The 19,542-nt window shown below is 53.4% G+C and carries 17 protein-coding genes and 1 riboswitch; of the genes, 15 read left to right on the forward strand and 2 right to left on the reverse strand.

The window, feature by feature from the left end; all coding sequences use genetic code 11:
- Window positions 1-37: 37 nt before the first annotated feature.
- A complete protein-coding gene (locus IAE55_RS00415) occupies window positions 38-973 on the reverse strand; it encodes an AraC family transcriptional regulator (RefSeq protein WP_076167260.1) in 936 nt (311 codons plus the stop codon).
- Window positions 974-1,090: 117 nt separating this feature from the next.
- Here IAE55_RS00415 and IAE55_RS00420 point away from each other — a divergent pair, with 117 nt between their 5' ends.
- From IAE55_RS00420 to IAE55_RS00465, 10 genes are all read left to right on the forward strand, one after another.
- On the forward strand, window positions 1,091-1,837 hold the full coding sequence (locus IAE55_RS00420) for a sugar phosphate isomerase/epimerase family protein (RefSeq protein WP_200630617.1): 747 nt from the start codon (window positions 1,091-1,093) through the stop codon (window positions 1,835-1,837).
- Window positions 1,838-1,880: 43 nt separating this feature from the next.
- Window positions 1,881-3,002, forward strand: a complete 1,122-nt coding sequence (locus IAE55_RS00425) for a Gfo/Idh/MocA family protein (RefSeq protein WP_089546859.1) — start codon at window positions 1,881-1,883, stop codon at window positions 3,000-3,002.
- Between the two features lie 473 nt (window positions 3,003-3,475).
- Window positions 3,476-4,156 carry a 4'-phosphopantetheinyl transferase family protein gene (locus tag IAE55_RS00430; protein WP_186327321.1) on the forward strand — a complete coding sequence of 227 codons (681 nt, stop codon included), beginning with the start codon at window positions 3,476-3,478 and terminating at the stop codon, window positions 4,154-4,156.
- Between the two features lie 108 nt (window positions 4,157-4,264).
- Window positions 4,265-4,351, forward strand: a riboswitch (cyclic di-GMP riboswitch).
- A gap of 176 nt (window positions 4,352-4,527) precedes the next feature.
- On the forward strand, window positions 4,528-6,300 hold the full coding sequence (locus tag IAE55_RS00435) for a methyl-accepting chemotaxis protein (RefSeq protein ID WP_145020961.1): 1,773 nt from the start codon (window positions 4,528-4,530) through the stop codon (window positions 6,298-6,300).
- Between the two features lie 20 nt (window positions 6,301-6,320).
- Complete coding sequence (locus IAE55_RS00440) at window positions 6,321-10,028, forward strand: non-ribosomal peptide synthetase family protein (RefSeq protein ID WP_145157001.1); 3,708 nt, start codon at window positions 6,321-6,323, stop codon at window positions 10,026-10,028.
- Window positions 10,029-10,843: 815 nt separating this feature from the next.
- A complete protein-coding gene (locus IAE55_RS00445; RefSeq protein WP_145157002.1) occupies window positions 10,844-11,356 on the forward strand; it encodes a MerR family transcriptional regulator in 513 nt (170 codons plus the stop codon).
- A gap of 2 nt (window positions 11,357-11,358) precedes the next feature.
- A complete protein-coding gene (locus IAE55_RS00450; protein WP_200630618.1) occupies window positions 11,359-11,799 on the forward strand; it encodes an SRPBCC family protein in 441 nt (146 codons plus the stop codon).
- A 211-nt stretch (window positions 11,800-12,010) separates the two neighbouring features.
- Window positions 12,011-12,733: a 5-oxoprolinase subunit PxpB gene (gene pxpB / locus IAE55_RS00455; RefSeq protein ID WP_200630619.1), complete on the forward strand. Its 723-nt coding sequence runs from the start codon at window positions 12,011-12,013 to the stop codon at window positions 12,731-12,733.
- Window positions 12,730-13,746 (forward strand): biotin-dependent carboxyltransferase family protein, encoded by a 1,017-nt coding sequence (locus IAE55_RS00460; RefSeq protein WP_200630620.1) that lies wholly within the window; start codon window positions 12,730-12,732, stop codon window positions 13,744-13,746. The genes pxpB and IAE55_RS00460 overlap by 4 nt, the downstream gene beginning before the upstream one ends.
- Window positions 13,747-13,759: 13 nt before the next feature.
- The gene (locus IAE55_RS00465; protein WP_234489278.1) at window positions 13,760-14,494 is read left to right on the forward strand and encodes a 5-oxoprolinase subunit PxpA; all 735 of its coding nucleotides are present in this window, start codon (window positions 13,760-13,762) and stop codon (window positions 14,492-14,494) included.
- A 44-nt stretch (window positions 14,495-14,538) separates the two neighbouring features.
- Here IAE55_RS00465 and IAE55_RS00470 read toward each other — a convergent pair whose 3' ends face one another.
- Window positions 14,539-15,462 carry a TetR/AcrR family transcriptional regulator gene (locus IAE55_RS00470; RefSeq protein ID WP_200630621.1) on the reverse strand — a complete coding sequence of 308 codons (924 nt, stop codon included), beginning with the start codon at window positions 15,460-15,462 and terminating at the stop codon, window positions 14,539-14,541.
- Between the two features lie 156 nt (window positions 15,463-15,618).
- Between IAE55_RS00470 and IAE55_RS00475 the strand changes: the two genes are divergently transcribed.
- The 5 genes from IAE55_RS00475 (at window position 15,619) to IAE55_RS00495 (ending at window position 19,515) form a co-directional block, all read left to right on the forward strand.
- On the forward strand, window positions 15,619-16,347 hold the full coding sequence (locus IAE55_RS00475) for an MBL fold metallo-hydrolase (protein WP_200630622.1): 729 nt from the start codon (window positions 15,619-15,621) through the stop codon (window positions 16,345-16,347).
- On the forward strand, window positions 16,347-17,480 hold the full coding sequence (locus IAE55_RS00480; protein WP_200630623.1) for an AbrB family transcriptional regulator: 1,134 nt from the start codon (window positions 16,347-16,349) through the stop codon (window positions 17,478-17,480). The genes IAE55_RS00475 and IAE55_RS00480 overlap by 1 nt, the downstream gene beginning before the upstream one ends.
- 204 nt (window positions 17,481-17,684) lie before the next feature.
- Window positions 17,685-18,389: a Crp/Fnr family transcriptional regulator gene (locus IAE55_RS00485; RefSeq protein WP_200630624.1), complete on the forward strand. Its 705-nt coding sequence runs from the start codon at window positions 17,685-17,687 to the stop codon at window positions 18,387-18,389.
- A 49-nt stretch (window positions 18,390-18,438) separates the two neighbouring features.
- Complete coding sequence (locus IAE55_RS00490; protein ID WP_200630625.1) at window positions 18,439-19,032, forward strand: peroxiredoxin family protein; 594 nt, start codon at window positions 18,439-18,441, stop codon at window positions 19,030-19,032.
- 153 nt (window positions 19,033-19,185) lie between these two features.
- The gene (locus IAE55_RS00495; RefSeq protein ID WP_442793320.1) at window positions 19,186-19,515 is read left to right on the forward strand and encodes an ArsR/SmtB family transcription factor; all 330 of its coding nucleotides are present in this window, start codon (window positions 19,186-19,188) and stop codon (window positions 19,513-19,515) included.
- Window positions 19,516-19,542: the final 27 nt, after the last annotated feature.

The following is a 19,542-nucleotide window of genomic DNA, read 5'->3' on the forward strand; positions in this document are numbered from 1 at the left end:
TTTTCTTCAGTTAAGCGCAGGGTGCTGCGCCGGACTATTATATCATATCTTTGCGGATGAGGGAGTTTTGGATTTCAACATTCTCGCTGCTGACCTTTTTACGGAACTGGCTCGGCGAAATGTTCTTGTACTGCTTGAACTGCTGGATAAAGTAGCTTGAGCTCGAGAATCCCGTCTCCTGGGCAATTTCCGTCATGGTCATCTCGGTGGTCAGGAGCAGCTTCTCCGCCTCGGTAATCCGAATATAATTCAAATAATTGGTAAACGTTTTGCCCATGATCGCTTTGAAGCGGCGCGAAAAATAGCTGTAGCTCAGGTTGCAAATCCGCGCGGCGGCCTGGGCGTTGATGTCAAAGCGGTAGTTGTCGTCGATGTACTCGAACACTTTCTGCAGCATCTGGATGTCCATCTCCTTTAGAGAGTGGGCAACATCCCAATGGAGGCCGAGGTTTTTCGATTCGCGCAAAAACCACAGGAAGAGCCTGCAGATCAGCGTCCGGACCGCGAGCTCGAAGCCGTAAGACCGGGTCGTGAATTCGTCATAAATTTCGCGAACCAGGCCAGGGACGACCGTATCCTTGATTTCGGACTCGGCGAACATCCGCTGATTGTTCGATTCCGCCATCGTAAACGGCAGCACGTACTTCGATTCGAATACGGTTCTGGATGTCGAGTACAAAATTTCAGGATCGAATTTAATGACGATATAAGAGACCGGCTCCCCATCCAGCGCATAGATGGAGTGGGTTTCATGCGAGTGGATCACGATCAGATCGCCCTTGCTCAGGGTATGGGACTCTCCTCCCAGGAACACCTTGGCTTTTCCCGTGAGAAAATAAAGAATCTCGATATACATGTGCCAGTGGGCGTGAACGATCCAGCGGCTGCCGGCGCTTTGATGGATCATGCATTCGTACGGATAGTGGATCGTCCCGATGGATGGGCGGTTCGACTCAAAATAAGGCTCGGTCATTTTCGCACGCTCCCGTTATACAATGACAAATATTTAATATATTAGAATAGGTTCATTGTATAACTTATCGAGGGATTTTGGTATCGTTACTTTGTATCAACGGAAGGGGTGCAAAGGATGGAAAAGGTGGCATTGCAGTTATATTCAATCAAGGAACTGACAGGAACTGATTTTCTCGGGACGCTCCGGAAGGTTGCGGAGATCGGCTACGATGGCGTCGAATTCGCCGGTTATTTCAATACTTCCGCCTCGGATCTGAAGAAAGCGCTGGACGAGTATGGCCTGCAGGCGGCCGGCAGCCATATCGGCGTATCCGAGCTGACGGATCACCTGGATCGGACGATCGAGTATTCGCAGGAAATTAATAGCGCTTACATCATCTGTCCCGGTCTTCCGGAGGAAATGAGAAACAGCGCTGACAGCTACAAGCGTACTGCGGAGCTGTTCAACCGATTCGGCGAACGCTGCAAGCAGAGCGGTATCCGCTTCGGTTACCACAATCACGGCATTGAATTTGAGAAATTCGATGGCGAATACGGGCTGGACCTGCTGGTGAACAATACGGACCCTGATCATCTGTTCATCGAGCTGGATACATATTGGGCGGAGCACGCCGGACTGCGCTCGGTGGACTTTATCAACAAATACAAAGAGCGCTGCGCCATTCTGCACATTAAGGATATGAAGAGCCCAGAGGACAAGCGGAATACGGAGATCGGTTCCGGCATCATGGATTTCCGTGCCATTACGGCGGCAGGCAAGCAGTACGGCGTCAACTGGTTTACGGTCGAGCAGGAGGAATATGAAATTCCGCAGCTGGACAGCATCGGCCAGAGCCTGAAGTATTTACGGGAAATTTTGTAATTCTGGTACAATCCCATTTTATATATGAAAAGGAGAATGAGTCATGGCGCAAAATACCGATAGAGTATTGAAGGTAGCAATCGTTGGTTGTGGAGGCATCGCCAACGGCAAGCACATCCCGAACCTGGTTAACCAGAAAAACGTAGAACTGGTGGCGTTTTGTGACATCATCGAAGAGCGTGCCATCGAGTCCGCCCGCAAAATCGGCAAAGAGGATACGATTAAAATTTACACCGACTACAAAGAACTGCTGAAGGATGAGAGCATTGACGTCGTGCATGTGTGCACACCGAACAAATCGCACTCCTTTATTACGATCGACGCCCTCGAAGCAGGCAAACACGTGATGTGTGAGAAGCCGATGGCCAAGACAGCCAAAGAGGCAAGAGCGATGGTCGAGACTGCCAAGCGGACCGGCAAGAAGCTCACCATCGGCTATGACAACCGCTATCGTCCGGATTCCCTGACCCTCAAGCAAATTTGCGAAAGAGGCGACCTCGGCGACATTTATTTTGCGAAAGCGCATGCGATCCGCAGACGCGCCGTGCCGACATGGGGCGTGTTCCTGAACGAGGAAGAGCAAGGAGGCGGTCCGTTGATCGATATCGGTACGCATGCGCTGGACCTGACGCTCTGGCTTCTGGACAACTACAAGGTAAAGAGCGTCAAAGGCAACGTGTACTACAAACTCGGCGACAAGGAAAGCCCTGCCAACGCTTTTGGCCCATGGAAGGCGGAAGAATTTAAGGTGGAAGACTCTGCGTTCGGCTTTATTACGATGGAGAACGGCGCAACCGTCATTCTGGAAGCGAGCTGGGCGCTCAACACGCTCGACGTGGGTGAAGCTCAGGCATCCCTGTCCGGTACGGAAGGCGGCGCGGACATGAAGGACGGCCTGCGCATCAACGGTGAGGACCTTGGTGTGCTATATACGAAGAAGCCGGAGCTGAAGACAGGTGGAGTCGCCTACTTCGCAGGCAATTCCGAGAGCCAAGCCGGCAGAGAATGCCGTCTTTGGATCGAGAGCATTCTGAACGATACCGAGCCGATGGTCAAACCGGAACAGGCGCTGGTCGTAACGGAAGTTTTGGAGGCCATTTACGAGTCTGCCCGTACCGGCAAAACGGTATATTTCGACGACCAGCTTGTCACGGCCGAAGGATAAGTTCAGCCCTGTCAATCAATACGCTACAATCAAGTACAACCGTCCGGCTGCTGCCGGACGGTTTTTTTTCGTTGAAAGGCTCGTTCGCTGGAGAGCTATTCCCACGCAGCTGCCCCGGATCAGCGGTGATGTACGGGTAAAGGCTGGATTCTTGGTTTCCGAGGATCCGGCTTTTTTTGCCTGAAGGGAATGCGAGGCTTGTCCCCAGAGGCGTCGCGTGTAGACGTTTGTACCTAATTTGTTGATCAATTTGTGTACAAATGCTAGAAGCTATTAAAAAATAGGAAAAATTGGCCGAATAGTAATAATGAACGTTAGTTTTTCGTAGGAGGTTCATCCTAAACAAATCGATGAATTGGGGAAAATGTACTAGATTTCGCGCCTTTCATTTTAGTAGCAAAAGCTGCTGTAAGCGGACCTGGTGATTACGAATGGAGCTGCGTGCTCAGGAGGGCTTGATGATCAGACTGTATATGCTTGGGATCAAGAACGTTTCTGCGGCGCATTTCGATCATTTTATGAAACGGGTCTCTCCCGAACGAACCAAACAAGTACGACGAATCAGAAACAGGAGGGATGCTGTAAGAAGCCTGTTCGGCGAGGTCATGGTGCGCTGGGCGGTGAACCAAGTAAAGCCTGCTGCAGCCTTTTCCAAGCCATGGACACGCAGCGAATTTGGCAAACCGGCCTTTGCAGACGAACCGGATATTCATTTTAATCTTTCCCATTCCGGAGATTGGGTGGTAGCCGCCCTCGGCCCATCTGAACTCGGAGTGGATGTTGAGCATGTGCTCCCTGTGAACCCGGGAATTGCTGAATCATGTTTTTCACCCGCTGAACTCGGAATGCTTCAACACTTGACCGAAGAAGAGCGGCTGAACCGGTTTTATGACATCTGGACGCTCAAAGAAAGTTATATCAAGTGCATCGGCAGAGGATTAAGTCAGCCGCTGGGCTCATTTACGATCACGGTTCGTCCGGACGGAAAAATAGAGTACAGCGGTCCCGACATTGAAGCACGCAACTATCAGTTTATGCTGATCCCTATGGATGGACCATATAAGCTCGCGGTCTGTACGAAAGCAAAGGGGCTGATCGAAATTTACACGCCGGAAATAGAGCAATTGTTGGATATGGAAATGTTTGCGGGTTAATTTCTGAAATGAATGGAAATATCCATGGAAATTATGGTAGACTAGGTTTGCGAAATGAACAATTTATAGTTACTAATTATTTATTAGTTTCTATAAAAATGTACACGTGAAATCCATAGGCAAAACTGTTGAAAAGCAGTGACGCAAAGCTATAGGGACTACTTCCGAAACGGGATATGTCAGCCAGTTGCAGATGAATTGGTGAGCTGTGGTTTGCATTCCCATAGGTTGCTATTTTTTTGCCCTGAACATGCTGTTTTCTGCCACAGGGAGGTGTTGATCGGAAATCCAAGATCGTTTCTGGGATAGCCGGGTGGATAGGTGCCTGGAGATTACATAATAGAGAGACAGACTAAAGGAGAGAAACGAAAATGAGCAAGCTTAAGCAATTTTCTAAGAAATGGCGGTTTAGAAATTTAAGTATTGTAAGCAGAAGTATGCTGCTGACCAGTCTTTATATTTTCATCACCGGGGCAGTCGTCATTGGCGCAAGCTTTTATATCCAGGGAACCGTTCTGACCGAGCAGCTGCAGTCGGATTCCGGTAAAACGATGGATGCCTTGGTGAAGAGCGTATCGGTACAAGATGTCGAGCAGGCCAAGGATGTTAAGGATCCCAACGCCGCTGTCCAGCAAAAGCTAACGGGTATCTTTGACGAGCTGTCCCGTACACATCCGAATATTGCCCAAGGGTATATTTTCGGGCCAGAGCTCGAAGGAGGCAATCAAACCTCGATAATTTCGATGCCGTCGGCTGTGCTGGAAATGTTCGCCAAAGATAATTTGCATCTGGGCGACCTGTACGAGCAGCCCAAAATACATGCCGATGCTGTCCGCGAAATGCTGAAAACGAAAAAACTGGTGTTTACCAAAGCATACACAGATAACTATGGTACATGGATCACGGTCCTGTATCCGTTCCAGGATGCAGGAGGCAACATCTTTGCCTATATGGGCATCGACGTGGATGCCAGCCTGGTCGCTTCCGGGCAGAATGATCTGCTTCGCAACACGCTGCTCGCCCTGCTGATTACGCTGGTTATCGTATTGGCGCTGCAGTATTACACGAACAGACGGACGTTTGCACCGATCAAATCGCTTATGACGGCGCTGGACAAGCTCAGCAAAGGCGATTTTACCGTACAGCTGAAGGCCGGCGACGATGAGCTTGGACAGGTTAACGCCAAATTCAACACGATGGTGAACCAAATCAACGAGCTGGTAGGGACGATTAAAAAAGTATCGGAGCAGTCGGCGGAGCAATCGAAGTTCCTGTTCTCTGCTGTGGAGAACAATAACAAAAACTCGTCGGCCATTACGAAAAATATTGAACAAATGTCCGAGCGGGTTGCACTGCAGAGCACGTCCATCACGGAGAGCGTCGTTTCGCTGGAGGAAATTTCGTCAGGCGTCAACACGATTGCCGGCAATACGTCCGAGCTGTCGGACATTTCGATGCAGATGAAGGATCAGTCGGAAAAAGGGAACGAGAACGTTGAGCAGGTTATCGAGCAGATGAATTCGATCAACCACTCGGTTAAAAATTCCGTGGACATTATTGAGAAGCTGCAGGTCCGTTCCCAGGAAATTGGCCAAATTGTTCAGGTCATTACGGAGATTGCTTCTCAGACCAATCTGCTGTCCCTGAACGCAAGCATCGAAGCGGCGCGGGCCGGCGAGGAAGGCCGGGGATTTGCCGTGGTAGCCGATGAGGTCAAAAAATTGTCCGAAGAGTCCAGAAGATCCGCCACACAAATTATCGAGCTGATCCGCTTCATTCAGGATGAGACCGCACTGGCCGTCGAGGCCATCAGCGAAGGCGAGCAGAACGTCGCCAAAGGGATTGAGGTCGTCAAGGAAACCGGTTCCCTGTTTAAAGGCATGATGATCGCGACCGATTCGGTGACGAGCCAAATTCAGGAGGTTTCTGCAGCAACGCAGCAGATGGTTGCCGAAACCGAGCAAATAACGGCTTCCATCAAACAGCTTGCGGAGCTGGCGGAGAAAAACTCGGCCGTATCCAGCGAGATCAAGACGAGCGCCCAGGAGCAGCAGGCTTCTTTTGACAGAATTTATGATTCCGCCAATCAGATGAACCAGGTCGCTGACCAATTGGAAACCTTAGTCGATAAATTGCGGGTGTAATCATGAAGGAGCTGAACATTTTGAACACAACATCGATAAGCGAGCGCAGCAAGGCATACTGGTCCCAGGAACTCGAGCTTCCTCTGCCCGGACTCAATCTCTATACGGATGAGCCGGTGCGGGAAATTCAGCCCGATTTGCTGCGGATCACGGAAACACTGGACTTGGGACCGGAAGAGGCTGCTGAACTGAGCCGGCTGGGCAACCCTCGTGCCTGGTGGCTGGCTGGTTACGCGGTGTTCCTGTACAGGATGAGCGCCGATCAGGATTTGCTGCTTGGCGTGGTGAGCCGGCAAGGAGAACTGCTGCCGCTTCGCGCAGCGATCAGCGGACAGGATACGTTCCGGCAGGTCTATGCGCGGATCGAAGCCAAGCTGGGAGAGCTGGACGCTGCGGATTTGAGTCTGCAGGAGCTTGAAGAAATGATAGGGCAGCCCCTCGGCTATCAAGCGGTGTACGGCGAGGTTCATGGAAGCCGTTCGGCTTGGCTGGGCTGGAATGTTCAGGCGAAATCCGGTCGTTGGACGCTGAGCATCGCCTTTGCGCGCCAGCTGTTCCGGGAACAGACCGTGCGCAAGTTCAGCAGGCATTACGCTCAAATCGTTCGCGGTGCGCTGCGCAACGCGGATCTGGAAATCAGCCGCCTGCCTTTTCTGCTGGAGGAGGATCGGGCCGCTTATACTGCTTTGAATGATACGCAGATGGACCTTCCGGAACAGCCGACGATCGTCCGGATGATGGCTTCCACCGTAGCGAAGTATCCGGACCGGATCGCCGTCACTCAAGATGGGCAGCAGTTAACCTACAAGCAGCTTGACCGGCAGTCTAACCGGATCGCGAACATGCTTCTGTCCAAAGGGCTGCAAAAAGGGCAGTTCGTGCCTATTTTCATGAAGCGGAGCCTCGAAACGATTGTTTGCATGCTCGGTGTTATTAAGGCAGGGGGGGCTTACATTCCGCTGGATCCTTCCCATCCGGATGAAAGAAACGCCTATATTATTGCTGACACGCAAACCGGGATGATCCTGACACATGCTGAATATGTGGACCGTCTGGAAACGCTGCTTGCCGGTTTTGACAGGAAGCCGGAGATTCTCCCATTGGGAGAACAGGCGGACTCCTATCCGGAAGAAGCATCCCCGGTTGCCATTGAGCCGGATGATCTGGCCTATATCATTTATACGTCCGGTTCCACAGGCAAGCCGAAAGGAGCCCTGATCGCTCATCAAGGCGTCGTCAACTTGGCGGAGTCCACGCGGAGGGAGATGGATCTGACCGAGGAGGACGTGATTCTTCAGTACTCCACGTTCAGCTTTGACGCGTCGGTCTATGACATTTTCGGATCGCTGGCCTGCGGCAGCCGGCTGCACCTGCTCACCGATGAGGAGCGTTTCTCCATCGACGCCTTCACCGCGGCGGTGGTGGAGCAGCAGGCGACGCGCGTCGCCATTCTGCCGACCGTTTTCTTCAACCAGCTTGCCGCCCATTTGCCTGAAGAGGATGCGCCCAAATACGGGAACATCAAGAGCATCATCGTCGGTGGCGAGGCGTTGTCGGGAGAGGCCGTACGCATGCTGCAGAAAAAGCTGCAGGTTCCGATCGTCAATCTTTACGGTCCTACCGAGATAACGGCGGTGGCAACCTCCCATATCGTCGATTATCCGGTTCCGGACGATCTGACGACAGTATGTATCGGAACGCCGCTGAGCAATTATGAATTGTACATTGTCAGCGAGCACGACGAGCTGTGCCCGATCGGAGTTACCGGCGAGCTCCTGATCAGCTCCGTCGGCGTGGGCAAGGGGTATTTGAACCAGCCCGAAAAAACGAAGGAAGCCTTCATCACCGATCCGATTACGCCGGAGTCGGGCAAGAAATTTTACCGTTCGGGCGATATGGTCCGCCTTCTTCCGAGCGGACTGGTGGAGTATCGGGGGAGAAAGGATGCCCAGGTAAAAATCCGGGGCTTCCGGATCGAGATCGGAGAGATCGAGGACAATCTGGCAAAGCATGAGTCCGTCAAGGATATCGCTGTCATTCCAAGAACCGAAGAGGACGGAACCAAAGTGCTCGCTGCCTTTTATACGTCAAATGACGGGCAGCCGGTTGCTTCCAAGGACCTCGCCCAATTTTTAGGCCAAAAGGTGCCCGGCTATATGGTTCCCAAATATATGTGCTTCGTAAATCAAATGCCGCTGTCACCGACAGGGAAAATCGACCGCAAAAAGCTGGCGGCCTTCGAGATCGTGCCGGAAGATGACGATTCGCCCTATGAAGCCCCGGTCACGGCCATTCAAAAGGAAGTGGCCGCTGCCTGGGAGAAAGCGCTTGGCCAGACGAGAATCGGCATCCATGACGATTTCTTTGAAATCGGCGGCTACTCTTTGAAAATATTGGAGATCCTGGTGCTGCTCAAGCCGAATTATCCGCAGCTGAAGATCAACGATTTCTTCGTCTACCCGACGATTGCCGCATTGGCCGGCCGGATCGAAGTGCTGGCCCATGAAGCGTCCACAGCCGAGGAGGCATTCGGTGAGGACGTTCCGCTGCAGGATTTGGCGGAGTTTCCGCTCAGCTTTTACCCTCAGGATCCTGCCGAAGGGCGGGTATACACGCAGGAGAACATTTTGCTGACCGGCGCGACCGGCTACCTTGGCTCTCACCTGCTGTACGAGCTGCTTCGCCAATCGAAAGCTTCGATTTATTGTCTCGTTCGGCCATCCAGCGTGCAGGAGCCATACGCCCGTCTGGAACAGACGATGGTCGGATACTTCGGGAATGAAGTCAAACGTCTGATGGACAATCGGGTCATCGCCGTGCAGGGCGATCTGGAACAGGAGCATTTAGGATTGAGCGAAGAAGTTCGGGACATGCTGGCAGATCGCCTGGACTCTATCCTCCATTGCGGTGCGGAAGTCAAGCATTTTGGGGAAGCGGACTATTTTGCCAGGGTCAACGTGGACAGCACGAACCGTCTGCTGGCATTGGCCAAATCCAAGCCGGGCGTTCGGTTCCATTTTATTTCGACGCTCGGCATTCCGGAAGATTTGGCGCTGAATGGCCAATGGGCTTCGATCACGGCCGGCTCCGGTTATGACGAAGCTTACGTCGAGAACGTCTATACCAACAGCAAGCTGGCTGCCGAGAAGCTCGTCGTGCAAGCCGGCCGGGAGGGCCTTGCTGCTTCCGTGTATCGGGTAGGCAATTTGTCCTGCCGGTCGGATAACGGCTTATTCCAGAATAACATCGACAACAATGCGTTTTACCGCATGCTTAAGGCAATGCTGCTGCTTAAAAAGGCGCCGGATGTGCGCTGGGAAGTCGATATGACGCCGATCAATTACGCAGGAGAAGCCATTACCGCCTTGGCGCTTCAGGACGCGACCGTGGGACGGATGTTTCATATCTGCAACCCGGTCACGGTATCTTATCGAGACATGGTGCGGTTCTTCCAGGCATACGGTTATACGATCGACTTGACCGATTGGAAGGAATACGAGCAGTGGCTTCTCGATCCGAAGCAGGCCAAGGACCAGGCGGGCCTGGAGCTGGCCATGGCGCAGCTGGAGGGAGACGGCGCGAAAAACTCCAATTACCGCTACGCATGCCCGCAGACACTCGAGTACCTCGAGGGGACCGGGGTCCAGTGTGCTCAGCCGGATGAGGCTTATTTCCGCAAGCTGATCGCTCATGCCGTCAAGGTGGAGTATTTTGAGCAGCCCGAATAGTCGGGAGATTGTTATCACTCGGACAAACCCTTGGGCCGCACTGCGGCAAGCGGATGGTCATGAACTGGCAAGGAAAGAAAAAGGTTAGAACGTGTTAGAAATAAAGACAGAAACGGACGATAGCGAATAATATAGCCGGAGCCGTATGAGGAGCTCGAGTTTTGCAAGGCAGGGTGGGCATGGTATTGTGCAATCTGCGACCGCAGGACATAGCAGACAAAAGCGAGATCTCGTATCATATAGCGCGACAATCAATACACCATCAATGTTAACAGCAATACACCAGCAATTCACCGAGCAATTCACCGAGCGATTCACCAAGCAATACACGAGTAATTCATCAGTAAGATCCAGCTTTAGAAATGAGCAAAAGGGTAGAGGAAGAACCGGACCAACCATCGAATCGATAAAAGCAAAAGCATGACCAGGAGCAAGACCAAAAGTACGACCCAGGTCCGCGGAATAATAATAAGTAACAATAATAGAAAGACAATAGCTATACGACTGTGAAATTGAAATGAATGAATGGTAAAGAACAATACAGAAAGACAGATAAGGAACAACAATCTGCGGGACCTAAGCAATACTAAGGGGATTTGCGGAACTTTGCGGGCTCTTTCGGCAAATGATATTTCCAGCCATATTAGCATTCCCAGTCATACCACTCATCCTTTTCCGTGTTTGCTGAATATTGAAATCGAACGACATGATGCCGTTCGGTTTTTTTTTTTTTTTGTAATCCCTTGAACCTTACGCTGCGTAATGTTTTATATTAGAGCTACCGGTACAAGTCTTCGCGAAGCAAGGGGATGATTATGAACACGCAGTGGAAGGTCGGGGAGCTGGCGGCCATGACGGGACTGACGATCCGGACGTTAAGGTACTACGATCAAATCGGTTTGTTTTCTCCGTCCGGGCATACCGAATCCGGTCACCGGATCTATAACGGGCATGATTTGGCCAAATTGCAGCAAATATTGTCTCTGAAAGAGCTGGGATTGTCGCTGGATGAGGTCAAGGAAATCGTGGATGGGAACGAATTCAGCCCGCTCGACATTGTCCGGATCCAGATGGACCGCCTGAGAAGTACCATCCGGTTGCAGCAGCGGCTCCTGCAGGAGCTGGAAAACGTATCGGCTCTTCTGCAGCATGACCAAACGTTGACGGTCAACGAGTTTACCGCACTGCTTGAAGTGATGAAGAAGAGCAAGGAAAAGTTCTTTTTGGAAAAACGGACAAGCATGGAGCGCAGCCTCGACCGGCTCGGGGAGGCGCTCGGGGAAAACCAGCCGGATCCAATAAATAGGAACAATCCAGGGAGGCCATGACCATGAGTAACGAACGATCTGTCATTCACGAAACATTTGTTATTGAACGCAAGTATCAAGCAGCACCCGCGAAGGTATTTTCGGCCTGGTCCGATCCCGAACTGAAGTCAGCCTGGTTTCCGAAAGCCGACAGCTTCGAGTTTAAGGTAGGGGGGCGCGAAGTCAATGCCGGCGGGCCTTCGGATGGGCCGGTGTTTACCTTTGATGCCGTCTACCAGGAGATCGCAGAGAACGAGCGGATCGTCTATACGTATACGTTGGATCAAGGCGACAGCCGCATGTCCATCTCGGTCGTGTCGGTGCAGTTCCAGGCGTCGGGGCAGGGAACAAGATTGATTTATACCGAACACGGTGCGTTTCTCGACGGACTGGATACAGCCTCGATGCGCGAGCACGGGACCAAGATTATGCTGGATAAGCTGGGGGAAGTCGTAGCTGAGTAGCCCGGTCAAGGTGGTCATTGCAAGATGCAGTACTGCATTCAGATACAACAAGGTCGCCTCAGGGATCCTGAGGCGCCTTTTTTGCATTGAAGGGTCGGTCTTCAGTCTTCAGTTAGAAGTGCCACCGTGTAGAAAAAATCGAATGCATACCGCATGGACTCTGCTATCATATAGATGATGAGGCTTTATACATACAAAAGGAGGGGATTCCATGAACCGAAACGAAGCGCGCAGGGTCGTACCCTTAGGGGAATCGGCGGTTGTGGTGCATCTTGGCGGCACGGTCAGCGAAGATTTGCACCGTGAGGTTCAGGCGCTGACCTGCCGCATTGAGGCAAATCCCTTTCCAGGGTTTGTCGAATGTGTTCCGGCGTTTACGAGCGTGACCGTATTTTATGATCCGTTCGAGCTTGATTTACCGCTGCACGAGACAGGCCGGATGGATTATGTGCAGTCCCTTCTGGAAACTTATATGGCGGACATCCAGGGAACGCCCGAAGCGGAGCCGGTGGTAATCGACATCCCGGTATGCTATGGAGGCGGGTTTGGCCCGGACATAGAAGAAGTCGCCTCCATCAACAACCTGACCACTCAGGATGTGGTCCGCTTCCATACAGCTCAGACCTATCTGGTCTATGCGGTGGGGTTTGCTCCCGGTTTCCCTTATTTGGGCGGGCTCGACAAACGGATCGCCGCGCCGCGTAAACCGTCGCCGCGGCTTGCCATTCCGGCCGGGTCGGTCGGAATCGCGGGGACGCAGACGGGAATCTACCCGGTGGAAACACCGGGCGGCTGGCAGATCATCGGCCGGACACCGCTTCCCCTGTTCAGGCCGGATCAGGATCCGCCCGCGCTACTGCGGGGAGGGGAATATATACGGTTCCGTCAGATTGACGCGGCGGAATACGAGCGGATCAAGGGGGCGCAGTCATGAGCATAACGGTCATAAAACCCGGTCTGATGGCGACGATCCAGGACTTGGGAAGATCCGGCTACGGCAAGTACGGGATCATCGTCTCCGGTCCCATGGACCGCTTCGCGCACCGGACGGCCAATTGGCTGGTGGGCAACGATGAGGGCGACGCCCTCATCGAGGTGACCTGGTCGGGGATGTCCGTCCGTATGGAACGGGAGATGTGGGTAGCCCTGACCGGAGGGGATTTTTCGCCGCAGATGGACGGTGTACCGGTTCCGATGTGGAGGCCCGTTTTTGTCCGAAAGGGCAGTACACTCACATTCACCGGACCGAAGTCAGGCTGCCGGACGTATTTGGCTGTTGCAGGAGGCATTGATGTGCCCGAGGTTCTTGGCAGCCGCAGCACGTATATCCGTGCCGGGATCGGCGGCATGAAGGGAAGGGCGCTGAAGGCAGGGGACATCATTCCAATAGGGACCGGCAATGGCCGGTTGCGGCATCCATCCACAAAGGGAACGCAACCTTTTGATGCGGTGAGGTGGGCGGTTCCGGCCTCGGAAAGGCCCGCTTACAGCGAGCACCCTTACGTGCGGATCGTACGCGGACCGCAATTCGGCGATTTCGACGATGTGAGTCGGCGCGCGCTGCTTGATCATGATTTCCGGGTTACGCCCCAATCGGACCGGATGGGGTACCGGCTGGAAGGTCCGCGGCTGCAGCTTCACCGCCCGCAGGAATACACATCGGAAGGTGTGACGATGGGGACCGTGCAGGTACCGTCCGATGGGCACCCGATCATTCTGATGGCCGACCGCCAGACGCTCGGCGGCTATCCGAAGATCGCCCAGGTTGCCGGTGCGGACCTGCCGGTGGTTGCACAGACACCGCCCGGTTCAACCCTCCGTTTTAGGGAGATCAGTCAGACGGAAGCGGAACAATTATGGATGGATCAGGGCATACGGTTAAGGCGGCTTGCACGGATGATTGCCCTTAAATTAAAGGAGGACGGATGGCTTGGTGGGTTGGATTGACTTGAACTGCGATATGGGGGAAGGATTCGGCGTATACCGGATCGGGGCCGACGAAGAGCTGATGGGGGAAATTACGTCCGTCAACATCGCCTGCGGATACCACGCCGGCGATCCCTCCGTCATGCGGAAGACGGTGAAGCTGGCTTTAAGCCGCGGGGTCGCCATCGGCGCGCATCCCGGTTTGCCGGATCTTGCCGGCTTCGGGAGAAGAAACATGGATATTTCGCCGGAGGAGGCCATGGATTTGGTGACGTACCAAATCGGCGCGCTGCAGGCGATTGCCAAACAGGAAGGCGGGCGTCTTCATCATGTCAAACCGCACGGCGCCCTGTACAACATGGCTGCGGTCTCCGCTCCCCTGGCGGATGCAATCGCCGAAGCTGTCTGCCGTACGGACGAGTCCCTGATTCTCTACGGCCTGGCAGGCAGCGAGCTGCTGGCTGCGGGGACAAGGTACGGGCTCACAACGGCCAGCGAAGTATTCGCCGACCGGACGTATCAGCCCGACGGCACGCTGACACCTCGCAGGCTGCCCCACGCGCTCATCACGGACACCGATCAGGCGGTTCGGCAGGTGATCCGCATGGTGAAGGAAGGCAGGGTAACTTCCGCGGACGGAGCGGAGGTGACTATTCAGGCCGATACGGTCTGCCTTCATGGCGACGGCGAGCATGCCACAGCTTTTGCCAGGGAGCTTCGGGCGCGCCTGAAAGCGGTAGGCATTGGAGTCAGGCCTGCAGGAGTATGACTCTGTCATCAATAAAACCGCAAAAAGACAGTCCGTCAGGCCCTTTATGCCTGATCCTGACTGTCTTTTTGCAGTTCCGCCGCATGATTCAGCATGAGGCCCAGCTGCCTCACGTAAGGTCTCAGCTCGTCGACGGAATCCAGAAAGTTCGTATACACCCGGACCAAAGTCGCGTTCGGTTTATCCTGTTCCAGCTCCCACCGAAGCAGGTCGATCACTTCCAGCAGCTCTTTCTGAATCCGCTCCGGCTGGGGCAGCTCTTTGACCTTTTGGGCAAAATGCTGCAGAAACTCACCCAGGTTCGCCCGCCGGGTCGCAAGGTCCACCGGATTGATGTCGTTAAAATAGGCGCTCGACACCTTGAGAATCGGGACCGGCTCTTTATCGATCATGTCGCGGATGACCGTGTCCATCCGATCTACGCAAAACCGGGCCAGTTCCCCCATCGGGCAGGCGATGGCCGTTTGGACGGCATGGGACAAATATTCCCGCGACATGCCGCGGTAGATCGCCACGATATCCCCAAGATAAGGGGAGATGGAATCGCCGTATGCTTCGTAGAAGCAGTCGCGGTGCCACGTTAGAAACGCGGCGCGCTTTTTTTTCCATTCCACCTGGAAGTTTTCGTTAGCGGTGATCGGCAGCTCTTTGAACTCGCTCGTAAAAAAGTGGTTTTCCAGCATGTATTGAAGCTGAAACTCGATCTTGCGCCGCAAAATTTCCTTCGGCGGGTCCCCCGCCAGCCGCAGCGAGCGATCCAGCTCCCGGGCTTGCTCGAACATCGTCCGGTGCACGAAGGTGAAAACGCCGGTAAACAGGTCCTCTTTCGAAGGAAACACTTTATAAATGCTGCCCTTGGCCATGCCGCATGCTTCCGCAATGTCCTGCATGGAGGCGGCGAAATATCCTTTTTCCTTAAAAATACGCATTGCCGTATTGATAATCTGCTGCTTTTTGATTTGCTCCATCCTTACCACCCCTACACATTTTGACATGATGTCCGCTAAGGGTCAACAAAGGAATTGACACAAAAAACTCAAGAGTCATATAATGAACTAGCGAGTTTTATGCGGATATTTAAGTTGACAGGAGGTGAGCCAAAGCGAGATGCTTTGGCGTGAAGTATGAAAATTTCGGATCAGATCGAAATGCTGGAACTGTCCCTTTCCATGGGCGATCGGGAGATGGTGATTCATCCTGTAGTCATCCGGGATAAGGATTCCTATGTATTGGTAGACACAGGGATGCCGGGCTGCTACGAAAAAATCGTGGAGCTCATGTCTCAGGCTGGGATCGACCCTGCCGCCCCTCATTCCATTATTGTTACCCACCAGGATATCGACCATGTGGGCAGCCTGCCTCAATTTAAGGGCGAGGGCGTTGAGGTATATGCACATGCGGAAGACCAGCCTTACATCGACGGACTCAAACCAATGATCAAATTTAGCGGGGACCGTAAAAAAGGACTGCTGGAGTCGATGCCGGCCCAACTGGCTGAAGCCTTTGAGGCGACCTTTTCCGGAAAGGTGACCAATGTGACCCGCCTTCTTGCCGATGGCGAGAAGCTGCCTTTTGGCGGGGGACTGACCGTCATTTATACACCGGGCCATACTCCAGGGCATATCAGCTTGTATCACGAGCCGAGCAAAACATTGATTACCGGTGACGCCATGGTCGTTAACAACGGCGAGCTGCAGGGACCGAATCCGCCGGTGACGCCGAATATGGACGAAGCGATGCAGTCGATCACCAAATTCAAAGCCTATCCGATCGAAAATGTCATCTGCTATCATGGCGGTCTGTACCAAGGGGATGCCGGGGCGCGAATCGCTGAACTGACTGAGAGCCTGTAATGACAGACACCGCAAGCTTGAACAACAGCCGTTGGAGGAACAACAAATGGCTGCGGTTTTTGGTGACCTGCGTGTTTGCCGTCATCGGCGGATTTATCTTCCAATGGATCCATATGCCGATACCATGGCTGCTGGGCTCCATGGTTTTTGTCATGATCGGCTCCAAGCTGTTTAAAGGCGTTTCTTTCTTTTGGCCGGGGCAGGTGCGGAATACGGGGATGATCATCATCGGTTATACGATGGGATTGTCCTTCACCCTGTCCACACTGAAGCAGATCGGGCATCAGCTGCCGACGATGGTTCTGTTTACGGCGCTGCTGCTGGTCGTTGCTGCGGCGATCGCCTTTATGATCGCTTTTCTGTCGGGAATCCCGTTTCCTACGGTGCTGATGGGCAGCATTCCCGGGGGGCTGAGCCAAATGATCACGCTGGCGGAGGAAGTGAAGGGAATCGATTTGACGGTCGTGACCTTCCTTCAGGTGTCGCGGCTGATCATGATTATTTTCTGTGTGCCTCTTTTGATCTTCAGCCCGCTGTTCCATCCCTCGGGATCGCATGCATCAGGAGCCGCATCTGCGGCGGCATCGGCCGATTGGTCCGCCTTGTTTCCGCATATCTGGCTTTTCGCGGTGGTATGCGTCGTGTTTGCCTTGGTGGGCAAATGGATCAAATTTCCGACAGCCTTTCTGCTGGGGCCGATGATTGGCACCATCCTGCTCAATTTATCGGGATATGAGGGACATTCGCTTCCGCCGGTGGTCCTGAGCCTGTCGCAGCTGATGATGGGTGGGTATATCGGATTGCTGCTCAAACCGGAAAATTTGAAGCACAAAGTGAAAATCATATTGCTCGCCATATTGAGCGGTGTCGTGCTGATTGCATGTTCCCTCGGGCTCAGCGTGCTGCTGACCAAGTTTCACGCGATAACGGAAGTCACGTCATTTCTCAGCCTTTCGCCAGGCGGCATGGATCAGATGGCGCTGATCGCCAAGGAAGTGAACGGGGACCTGTCGGTCGTCACCTGCTATCAGTTGTTCCGGACCCTGTTTATCTTTTTCGCCGTACCGCCGCTGCTCAGGCTGATCTTCAGATCGATGCTTAAAGGAAAAAAATTGGCCAACAGGCCGATGTGATCTATCAACAGCGCAACCTACATGTTTTATCTATTCAACCAGCCATCGCATTTCAGCCTTGGCTGTTTTTTGTATCTTTATGCCGCCAGCCGACGCTGCGCCAGCTAACCCTGCGAATGCTGCAGTGTTATACTTTTGCTGCTGCCGAATATCTTCTATACTATAGTCATTATCGGGCTGACCTATTTGGGAGGAACAAAGCGCATGAGCATATCACATGAATCAAGTGACAAGCCCCTCCAGGTATTTCCGTGCCTGACGGCGGTTTCGCCTGAAGAGTGGCGGGAGTCCGGGCCGTTTATCCGTCGATTTAGCGCCAAATCGCGAATATTCCACCGGGATGATGCGGCGGCATATGGTATGTTCCTTCTCAGTGGAACCGCGAGGATCACGGTGATCGGCGAAAATGGCTCCGAATCTGTCATCAACCTGCTGACGGCGGGAGAAATTTGCTCACTGTTGGTGCTGAGCGGTCTAAGCGGGCGCGAGTATCCCGGTGAGCTGACTGCCGAGACCGAAGTGGAAGTGCTGTTTGTGCGGAAAAGCAGCTTTATGCGTTGGGTACAGGAGTACGAGTCTATTCGCGCCACGGTGTTCGGCGGACTGCTTGACGGCATGCTCCGCATGGTGGAACGGACGCAGCAGCGCCAGACCCTCCCGCTTGACAACCGCCTTGCCGGAGCGCTGCTGCGAATGACGGCCGGGGAAGCGCCGACGGTTCGGATCACCCATCAGGAGCTGGCCGAAGAGGTCGGGTCGGTTCGCGAAGTCGTGACACGGGCACTTGCCCGGTTTCAGCGGAAAGGGTTGATCGAGACCAGCCGGGGAACGGTCCGTATTTTGCAGCGTAAGCTGCTGGAAGAGGAGTTTGGTGACCTGGTCACAGAGGAATCCGGAGCTTCCTGCTAAAGTGGGTTCATGCATCTCATGCATAGAAGATCCATGAGGAGGAATATTCATGACCAACCTGCTGATGACCGGGGACAAAGCCCCGCTCTTCCAATCGATCAACCAGCACGGCGATCCGGTTTCGCTGGACCAATTCCGCGGCCGCAAGGTGCTGCTGTCGTTCTTCCGTAATGCGGCATGCGCTATGTGCAATTTACGCGTTCATCAAATGATCCAGAGGTACCCCGACTGGCGTAGCCAGGGGCTTCAAGTCATCGCGTTGTTTGAATCGCCGGAAGCGAACCTGCACAAGTATGTAGGCGCGCAGCAGGCGCCTTTTTCGCTCATTGCCGATCCGAATGCCGACATCTACAGCCTGTACGGAGTCGAATCGTCGGAATCCAAGACGGAAGCTACATTAGCGCTGCCGAATGTTCATGAACTGACAGATGAAGCGGCGGCTGCCGGTTTTCCGCTTACGCCTGAAGAGGGGGCCAATTTCCACCGCATTCCGGCCGAGTTTCTGATCGATGAAGAGGGGATCGTAAGGACCGCATATTACGGAAAGCTGATTACCGATCACCTTCCTTTCGAATGGGTGGACCGGTTCGCAGCATCCTCCGCGGAGGAGGCACTTATGAAACCGGAGAATCGGTCACGCTAAAAGCCGCTGAAATGAGGCGAGACAATCCCTTACCATTGTATAGATTGCTTGGGACCCAAACAGTCATAGTAGGAATTTCCTTGCTTTGGCTGTTTTTATTTTCGTTTTCTCTAAATATTCCTTTGTGGTAGTATTTGGTCAGGAGGCATGAAGATGAACACGACAACTTTGACTGCGCTTGCCGAGCCTAACCGGCTGCATATTATCGAGCTCATTCGCGACCGTGGCCCCCTGACCATTGGAGATATCGCGAATCGGCTTGAACTCAACCAGCCCCAGACATCCAAGCACGTCCGGGTTCTTCACGAGGCCGGCCTCGTTGAAGTGAAGCCTGCCGCCAACCGGCGAATCATTAAGCTGCGTACCGAACCATTTCAAGAGCTGGACCACTGGCTTGAGTCTTTCCGATCGATGTGGGATGACCGTTTGGATCGCCTGGATGAATACCTGCGGGATATCCAGGGGCGAGATTCATCGGAATGAGCGATATGAATCCCTCATATGAACCGC

It is taken from the genome of Paenibacillus sp. S28, from assembly GCF_016624415.1.
GTDB lineage: Bacteria > Bacillota > Bacilli > Paenibacillales > Paenibacillaceae > Paenibacillus_AQ > Paenibacillus_AQ favisporus.